Below are 6,795 nucleotides of genomic sequence, written 5' to 3' on the forward strand. Positions count from 1 at the left end.
GTTCCGGCGTCCGTCACCGAACGTCCCGGGGCCTCACCTACACCCTGGGCGGGAGCGTTCACCGGGTGCAGTCGTCCTTGGGGAGGAGCACATCGGCGTCCGAACAGTGCGGTAATAGAGGCAGGGCCCGTACTGTGGGTTCTATCGGGAGTGCTGGAGCTCAGTCCGTCAGAAGGGGGCGCGCGAAGCCCATGAGCGGTGTCATGAAGCGTATGGGGATGATCTTCCGCGCGAAGGCAAACAAGGCCCTTGACCGGGCCGAGGATCCGCGCGAGACCCTCGACTACTCGTATCAGAAGCAGCTGGAGCTGCTTCAGAAGGTGCGTCGCGGCGTCGCCGACGTGGCGACGTCCCGCAAGCGCCTGGAGCTGCAGCTGAACCAGTTGCAGGGCCAGTCGTCCAAGCTGGAGGACCAGGGCCGCAAGGCGCTGGCGCTGGGCCGCGAGGACCTGGCGCGCGAGGCGCTGTCCCGGCGTGCCGCCCTCCAGCAGCAGGTCACCGACCTGGAGACGCAGCACACCACGCTGCAGGGCGAGGAGGAGAAGCTCACCCTCGCGGCCCAGCGCCTCCAGGCCAAGGTGGACGCCTTCCGCACGAAGAAGGAGACCATCAAGGCCACCTACACGGCGGCCCAGGCGCAGACCCGGATCGGCGAGGCCTTCTCCGGCATCTCCGAGGAGATGGGCGACGTCGGCCTCGCGATCCAGCGGGCCGAGGACAAGACGCAGCAGCTCCAGGCGCGGGCCGGCGCCATCGACGAGCTGCTCGCCTCCGGCGCCCTGGACGACCCGACCGGCACGGCGAAGGACGACATCGCCGCCGAGCTGGACCGGCTCTCCGGCGGCAGCGATGTGGAGCTGGAGCTCCAGCGCATGAAGGCCGAGCTGGCCGGTGGCTCCTCGTCCTCGCAGCAGGCCATCGAGGGCGGCGCGCAGGACGGTTCGCAGCAGTCGCAGCAGTCGTCCCCGCACAAGTTCGACAAGCAGTGAGGGCAGCGTCATGATCGTACGGATCATGGGGGAGGGCCAGGTCAAGCTGGCCGACAGTCACGTCGTCGAACTGAACGAGCTCGACGACGTCCTGCTCAAGGAGATGGAGAGCGGCGACGGCCCCGGCTTTCGCACCACCCTCCACGCGCTCCTGGACAAGGTGCGCGAGCTCGGCACTCCGCTGCCGGACGACTCCCTGGAGCCGTCCGAGCTGATCCTGCCGGCGCCCGACGCCAGCCTCGAAGACGTGCGCGCCATGCTCAGCGACGACGGGCTCATCCCCAACTGAGTCCACGGGCCGGCCCCGGCGGGCCCGTGGACGGGCCGCGTACCGTTGCTGGACGTGACCACCCTCTCGTCCGGTTTCGCGCGTGCCCGCCGCTGGCTCCGGGACCATCCCCTCGCCCTCGACGCGACCCTGGCGTTCTGCACCCTCGTCGTGATGATCTGCAGTTCGTTCACCGACCCGGGCGACGGCCACGGGCCCCCCGCCTTCGGGGCCCGTACCCCCGAGCTGTTCAGCGTGCTCCTGATGACGCTCTCCGCCGCGGTCCTCGTCCTGCGCCGCCGCCGCCCGATGCAGGTCCTCGCCGTCACCGCGGCGCTCTCGGCCGTCGAGTACGTCCTGATGGACCCGCCCGCCCCGGTGGTCATGAGCGCCGTCATCGCCCTCTACACCGTCGCCTCGCGCACCGACCGCCCCACCACCTGGCGGGTCGGGCTGCTGACCATGGGAGGGCTCACCGCGGCCGCGATGGTCTTCGGCTCGACCCCCTGGTACAGCCAGGAGAACTTCGGCGTCTTCGCCTGGACCGGGCTGGCCGGGGCCGCCGGGGACGCCGTGCGCAGCCGGCGCGCGTTCGTCGACGCCATCCGGGAACGCGCCGAGCGGGCCGAGCGCACCCGCGAGGAGGAGGCCCGCCGCCGGGTCGCCGAGGAGCGGCTGCGCATCGCCCGGGACCTCCATGACGTCGTCGCCCACCACATCGCCCTGGTCAACGTGCAGGCCGGGGTCGCCGCGCACGTCATGGACAAGCGCCCCGACCAGGCCAAGGAGGCGCTCGCGCACGTCCGCGACGCCAGCCGGTCCGCGCTCAACGAACTCCGGGTCACCGTCGGCCTCCTGCGCCAGCAGGGCGACCCCGAGGCCCCCACCGAACCCGCCCCCGGGCTCGCCGTCCTCGGCGAGCTGGTCACCACCTTCCGCAACGCCGGGCTCCCCGTCGAGGTGGCCTGCGCCGACGGCCGGGAACGGCTGCCCGCGGCCGTCGACCTGGCCGCCTACCGGGTCATCCAGGAGGCCCTGACCAACGTCCGCAAGCACGCCGGCACCGGGGCCAGGGCCGAGGTGAGCGTCGTACGGGTGGGCGCCACCGCCGAGGTCACCGTGCTCGACAACGGCCGGGGGAGCACCGCCCGGCTGCCCGGCGGCGGACCGGGCCGCGGCACCGAAGACCGGCTGGACAGCGGCGGCCACGGACTGATCGGCATGCGTGAACGCGTCACCGCCCTCGGCGGGGCCCTCACCGCGGGCCCTCGCTACGGCGGCGGGTTCCGGGTCCATGCGATCCTTCCGGTCGAGGCCCGCACGGGTGAGCCGGAGCGGCCGGGCACAGCGGGCGGGACGGGGCTCCGCCGATGACACAGCCGACACCGACGCCCGATCCGCGGACACCGGCGCCCGAGCCGCCCGCGCAGGCGCCGGAGGCGCCGATCAAGGTGCTGCTCGCCGACGACCAGGCGCTGCTGCGCAGCGCGTTCCGGGTGCTGGTGGACTCCGAGCCGGACATGGTGGTGGTCGGCGAGGCCGCGGACGGGGCCCAGGCGGTGGAGCTGGCCCGTGCCACGGGCGCCGACGTGGTGCTCATGGACATCCGGATGCCGGGCACCGACGGGCTCGCCGCCACGCGGATGATCAGCGCCGACCCGGAACTGTCCGCGGTACGGGTGGTCATGCTGACCACCTTCGAGGTCGACGAGTACGTGGTCCGGTCGCTGCGCGCCGGAGCCTCCGGCTTCCTCGGCAAGGGCGCGGAGCCGGACGAACTGCTCAACGCCATCCGGATCGCCGCGGCCGGCGAGGCGCTGCTCTCCCCGGCGGCGACCAAGGGGCTCATCGCCACCTTCCTGGCCCAGGGCGGCAGTTCGGGGGAGGGGCCGGGCAGCGCGGAGTACGGGGCCCGGCTGGCGGCGCTCACCGGCCGCGAACGCGAGGTGCTGGTGCAGGTGGCGGGCGGCCACTCCAACGACCAGATCGCCGAGCGGCTCGCGGTCAGTCCGCTCACCGTCAAGACCCACGTGAACCGGGCGATGGCGAAACTGGGAGCCCGGGACCGGGCCCAATTGGTGGTAATCGCCTACGAATCGGGCCTGGTGCGTCCCCGCGCGGACTGACCGGCCGACGGCACGGTGGAGGGCGGTGTACTCCACCTGCGGTATGCGCGGCATAAGAAAGCAGCCCGAGGGGCGACGTTTCGGCGGCCGGGAGCGGAGATCGTAGGACTGGGCTGGAGGAGGCGTAGGTCCCCGATGTTCTCCCCTCCCCGCCCTCTGCCGCATACGCCACAGAAGAGAGACCCACCCATGTCCTGGCTGTCCAAATTCAGCCTCGCGCAAAGGGCCCTGATCGGGCTGATCTCTATCGTCGCACTGGTTTTTGGTGCGATAGCGATCCCGCAGCTCAAGCAGCAGCTGCTGCCGACCATCGAACTGCCGATGGTCTCGGTGCTGGCGCCCTACCAGGGTGCGTCTCCCGATGTGGTCGAGAAGCAGGTCGTCGAGCCTCTGGAGAGCTCCCTCAAGGCCGTCGACGGCGTCGAGGGCATCACCTCCACCGCCAGTGAGGGCAACGCCCTCATCATGGCGACCTTCGACTTCGGCGACGAGGGCACCAAGCAGCTCGTCGCGGACATCCAGCAGGCGGTGAACCGCGCCCGCGCCCAGCTGCCCGAGGACGTCGACCCGCAGGTCATCGCCGGTTCCACGGACGACATCCCGACCGTCGTCCTCGCTGTCACCTCCGACGATGACCAGCAGGTGCTGGCCGACCGGCTCGACCGCACGGTCGTCCCGGCCCTCCAGGACATCGACGGCGTCGGCCAGGTCGCGGTGGACGGCGTGCGGGACCTCCAGGTCTCCGTCGTGCCCGACGACAAGAAGCTCGCCGCGGCCGGCCTGAACGCGGGCGCGCTCTCCCAGGCCCTCCAGGCGGGCGGCGCCACCGTGCCGGCCGGTTCCTTCTCCGAGTCCGGCAAGAGCCGCACCATCCAGGTCGGCGGCGCCTACACCTCGCTGAAGCAGATCGAGGACCTCCAGGTCGTTCCCCAGGACCCGGCGGGCGGCTCGGACAAGCCGGCCGAGCCGGTGCGCGTCGGCGATGTCTCCGAGGTGAGGCAGGAGCCGTCGACGGCGGTCTCCATCACCCGCACGAACGGCAAGCCGAGCCTCGCCGTGATGGTCACGATGGACAAGGACGGCAGCGCCGTCGCCATCTCCGACGCCGTCAAGGACAAGCTGCCCGAGCTCCGCAAGGACCTCGGCGCCGGCGCCGAGCTGACCGTCGTCTCCGACCAGGGCCCCGCCGTCTCCAAGTCGATCTCGGGTCTGACCACGGAGGGCGCGCTCGGCCTGGTCTTCGCGGTCGTCGTGATCCTGGTCTTCCTCGCCTCGATCCGCTCGACGCTGGTCACCGCGGTCTCCATCCCGCTCTCGATCGTCCTCGCGCTGATCGTGCTCTGGACCCGCGACCTGTCGCTCAACATGCTCACGCTCGGCGCGCTCACCATCGCCATCGGCCGGGTCGTCGACGACTCGATCGTGGTCCTGGAGAACATCAAGCGTCACCTCGGCTACGGCGAGGAGCGCCACGCGGCGATCGTCACCGCGGTCAAGGAGGTCGCCGGAGCGGTCACCTCCGCCACCCTCACCACCGTCGCCGTCTTCCTGCCCATCGGTCTGGTCGGCGGCATGGTCGGCCAGCTCTTCGGCTCGTTCTCGCTGACCATCACCGCGGCCCTGCTGGCCTCCCTGCTGGTCTCGCTCACGGTCGTGCCGGTGCTGTCGTACTGGTTCCTGCGGGCGCCCAAGGGCACCCCCGAGGACGCGGCGGAAGCCCGCCGCCTCGCCGAGGAGAAGGAGGCGGCCAGCAGGCTCCAGCGGATCTACGTCCCGGTCCTGCGCTTCGCGACCCGCCGCCGGGTCACCAGCCTCGTCATCGCCGTCGCCGTGCTGCTGGGCACCTTCGGCATGGTCCCGCTGCTGAAGACGAACTTCTTCGACGCCGGCGAGCAGGAAGTCCTGACCGTCAAGCAGGAGCTCACCCCCGGCACCAGCCTGGAAGCCGCCGATGAGGCGGCCCGCAAGGTCGAGAAGGTCCTGACCGAGGACAAGGGCGTCAAGGACTACCAGGTCACCGTCGGCTCCTCCGGCTTCCTGGCCGCCTTCGGCGGTGGCACGGGCGCCAACCAGGCCTCCTACCAGGTCACCCTGAAGGACGCCGCGGACTACGAGGACGCCCAGGACCGGATCGACGAGGCCCTCGGCAAGCTCGACGGCATCGGCGACACCACCATCGCCGCGGGCGACGGCTTCGGCTCCCAGGACCTGAGCGTCGTGGTCAAGGCCGCCGACGGGGACGTCCTGAAGAAGGCGGCCGAGGCGGTCCGCACCGAGGTCGCCACCCTCAAGGACGTCACCGACGTCCAGAGCGACCTGGCGCAGAGCGTCCCGCGCATCTCGGTCACCGCCAACGACAAGGCGGCCGCCGCCGGGTTCGACTCCGCCGCCCTCGGCGGGATCGTCGCCGGAGCCGTACGCGGCACTCCCGCCGGCACGGCGACGCTGGACGACACCGAGCGCGACGTCGTCATCCGGTCCTCGAAGCCGGCTGCCACCGTCGCCGAGCTGAAGGCCCTGCCGCTCGGCCCGGTGAAGCTCGGCGACATCGCCGACGTGAAGGTCGTCCCCGGCCCGGTCTCGATGACCCGGATCGACGGACAGCGCTCCGCGACGATCACCGCCAAGCCCGTCGGCGACAACACCGGCGCGGTCAGCACCGATCTCGCCGCGAAGATCGACGCCCTGGACCTGCCCGAGGGCGCCACCGCCACCATCGGCGGCGTCACCGAGGACCAGAACGAAGCGTTCATGCAGCTCGGCCTCGCCATGCTGGCGGCCATCGCGATCGTCTTCATGCTGCTGGTGGCCACCTTCCGGTCGCTCGTCCAGCCGCTGATCCTGCTGGTCTCCGTGCCGTTCGCGGCCACCGGCGCCCTGGCCCTGCTGCTCATCACGGGTACCCCGCTGGGCGTTCCCGCGATGATCGGCATGCTGATGCTCATCGGCATCGTGGTCACCAACGCGATCGTGCTGATCGACCTGATCAACCAGTACCGGGCCCAGGGGCTCGGGATCATGGAGGCGGTCATCGAGGGCGGCCGCCACCGCTTCCGCCCGATCATCATGACGGCGCTCGCGACCATCTTCGCCCTGCTCCCGATGGCGCTCGGCGTCACCGGCGAGGGCGGCTTCATCTCGCAGCCGCTGGGCGTCGTGGTGATCGGCGGTCTGATCAGCTCCACGCTGCTGACCCTGCTGCTCGTGCCGACGCTGTACGCGATGGTCGAGCTGCGCAAGGAGCGCCGCGCCAAGAAGAAGGCCGCCAAGCGCGCGGCCAAGGCGGGCGTCCCGGACCAGCCGAAGCCGGTCGAGGCCCGCGAGGCCGAGCCCGCGCAGACCTGACCCGACGGCGGCAACGCGCAGTCCTGACCGGACAGACGGAAGGGGCCGGTCCCACGCACCCGCGTGG

Annotated in this window: 5 protein-coding genes; all 5 read left to right on the plus strand. The window is 71.5% G+C overall.

All coding sequences use genetic code 11. The features are described from left to right. The first annotated feature begins 203 nt into the window (after positions 1-203). Positions 204-989, plus strand: a complete 786-nt coding sequence (locus ACFWRV_RS05510; RefSeq protein ID WP_205084653.1) for a PspA/IM30 family protein — start codon at positions 204-206, stop codon at positions 987-989. A 10-nt stretch (positions 990-999) separates the two neighbouring features. Then, the gene (locus ACFWRV_RS05515; RefSeq protein ID WP_384328558.1) at positions 1,000-1,278 is read left to right on the plus strand and encodes a hypothetical protein; all 279 of its coding nucleotides are present in this window, start codon (positions 1,000-1,002) and stop codon (positions 1,276-1,278) included. Positions 1,279-1,332: 54 nt separating this feature from the next. Beyond that, the gene (locus ACFWRV_RS05520; protein ID WP_384328561.1) at positions 1,333-2,631 is read left to right on the plus strand and encodes a sensor histidine kinase; all 1,299 of its coding nucleotides are present in this window, start codon (positions 1,333-1,335) and stop codon (positions 2,629-2,631) included. Further along, a complete protein-coding gene (locus ACFWRV_RS05525) occupies positions 2,628-3,383 on the plus strand; it encodes a response regulator (protein ID WP_384328564.1) in 756 nt (251 codons plus the stop codon). Before ACFWRV_RS05520 ends, ACFWRV_RS05525 begins: the two co-directional genes overlap by 4 nt. A gap of 189 nt (positions 3,384-3,572) precedes the next feature. Continuing rightward, positions 3,573-6,728, plus strand: coding sequence for an efflux RND transporter permease subunit (locus ACFWRV_RS05530; RefSeq protein ID WP_384328567.1), 3,156 nt, complete (start codon positions 3,573-3,575; stop codon positions 6,726-6,728). The last annotated feature ends 67 nt before the right edge of the window (positions 6,729-6,795 follow it).

Source organism: Streptomyces sp. NPDC058576 (assembly GCF_042718715.1).
Lineage (GTDB): Bacteria > Actinomycetota > Actinomycetes > Streptomycetales > Streptomycetaceae > Streptomyces.

Excerpts from the sequence above, each read along its gene's own strand:
- ACFWRV_RS05510 (WP_205084653.1), top strand. The coding sequence starts at position 204 with ATGAAGCGTATGGGGATGATCTTCCGCGCGAAGGCAAACAAGGCCCTT.
- ACFWRV_RS05515 (WP_384328558.1), top strand. The coding sequence starts at position 1,000 with ATGATCGTACGGATCATGGGGGAGGGCCAGGTCAAGCTGGCCGACAGT.
- ACFWRV_RS05525 (WP_384328564.1), top strand. The coding sequence starts at position 2,628 with ATGACACAGCCGACACCGACGCCCGATCCGCGGACACCGGCGCCCGAG.
- ACFWRV_RS05530 (WP_384328567.1), top strand. The coding sequence starts at position 3,573 with ATGTCCTGGCTGTCCAAATTCAGCCTCGCGCAAAGGGCCCTGATCGGG.